The following is a 1,601-nucleotide window of genomic DNA, read 5'->3' on the forward strand; positions in this document are numbered from 1 at the left end:
TGGAATATTCACAAAATCAAAGGTTTGGTTTATCATTTCTAATATGTGGATACTCGAAAATGTTTTATTTTTTGGTTCTACATTCTGTTCCTTCCGTGTGGCGGTATGAACAAGGCTGGAAATGAATTTTTTTAACCGTTTTTTTCTACAAATAATCGCCATCATAAATGATTCCAAACGAGCATTTACTGTTTTGCAAAACTTATAATAACTCAGATACATCGAAGCTTTAATGTCGTGCGATGCTGTTAGAAAGTTGTTTATCTTGCTATAAGTAATCCAGCTCACCACTATAAGCAATAGCTTTGCATAAAGCTGACATTCAAACCGTTCTTTTTTCATTTTTTTTACATGAGCAATGCAGAATGTGGACTTCCATGATTTGAATATCAGTTCGATCTGCCATCTCAGGCTATACATATAGTTAATATCCTTTGTCTTTAAAATGCCAGCATCAACGTTGGTGACGAACAAGTTAAAACGGCATCGTAATTTGTATTCATCGCTTAGGTTGCGTTTTTTCTTTTTGGCTTCTTTCGTTGCCTTCCTTATCCTTTGTTCGTATATCTTATCAGGCATTCTTTCCGCTATCATTCTCATCCCGATATACTCCTGATCTACTTTAAGGAAGATTTCCAGTTCTTTTGATCTTATAAGGGCATTGTCCATCTCTTTAAGCAACGTTGCAAAATCAAGCTGAAGGAACTCTCCATGCATTGATTTTGTATAGACTGATTGTCTGGCTATTAGTCTGTTTACAAAATAAGCTTCTTGTTTTATTATGCTTTTCAAAAAACCACCGCTTATATATCCTAAATCCCGGATTACCAGTTCACCCTTTTCTACTTTCTCTGCATGGTCTTTGGAAAACTTAACATCCTGGTAGCTGCCCGAGGTTAGTTCTAAAGTGGTTATATTGGAACTCTTGAGGTCGTATTCAAACTGGATGCGGGCCAGCGCCCCTGATGCCGCACCTCCGCAACCTCCATAGTGGGAGGCAAGATGTTCCGGTAATTGAAAACTTGTTGAGTCTTGGATCTTGACTGCTGCAAAATTATTGAGGAAGGCAATATTGTTTCTTGCTTCCAGTTTTTCACTAAGGGCTTTGGCAATGGCCATCTTCACAAACTCAACTGCACTATCGTTAATGCGTTCATTTATAGATTGCTTTTTGATGCTGCAGTCAAATTTGTCGTAAAGTTCATTGCTAATATCGTTTAAGCTTAATTTACTTCCGTCAAATCTAGAAAACATTAAGCTAAGCAGAAACTTAAATGCCGATAGCTTAGACTTCCTTTGCACAAAACCGGATAACCTCCCGAGTCTGTTAATTTCAGTTTCGTTAAGAATGGAATTTAAGGATTTTTTCAAATCCGAAGTCAATGAAAATAAGGCAACTTTCTTCTATAGAAAATAATGAAAAATGCAAAATAAAACGCTGTAATATAGTGTTTTATGGTTTATTTTTATTATATTTACAGTGTAAAATAAGGCCGATCGCTTTAAGATTCACCAATCAAGATCGGCCTTTTTATTGTTAAATAAATCACAGCAAATATATGAAGAAAATTCGACTATCATCCCGAAAGGGGTGAGTTGCG

The 1,601-nt window shown here is 36.2% G+C and carries 1 protein-coding gene; it reads right to left on the minus strand.

What is annotated here, in order from left to right; translation table 11 throughout:
• A partial coding sequence (locus DDZ16_RS20525) for an IS4 family transposase (protein WP_109266358.1) occupies positions 1 to 1,383 on the minus strand: 1,383 nt, incomplete at its 3' end.
• Positions 1,384 to 1,601: the final 218 nt, after the last annotated feature.

It is taken from the genome of Marinilabilia rubra, from assembly GCF_003121985.1.
Classification (GTDB): domain Bacteria; phylum Bacteroidota; class Bacteroidia; order Bacteroidales; family Marinilabiliaceae; genus Marinilabilia; species Marinilabilia rubra.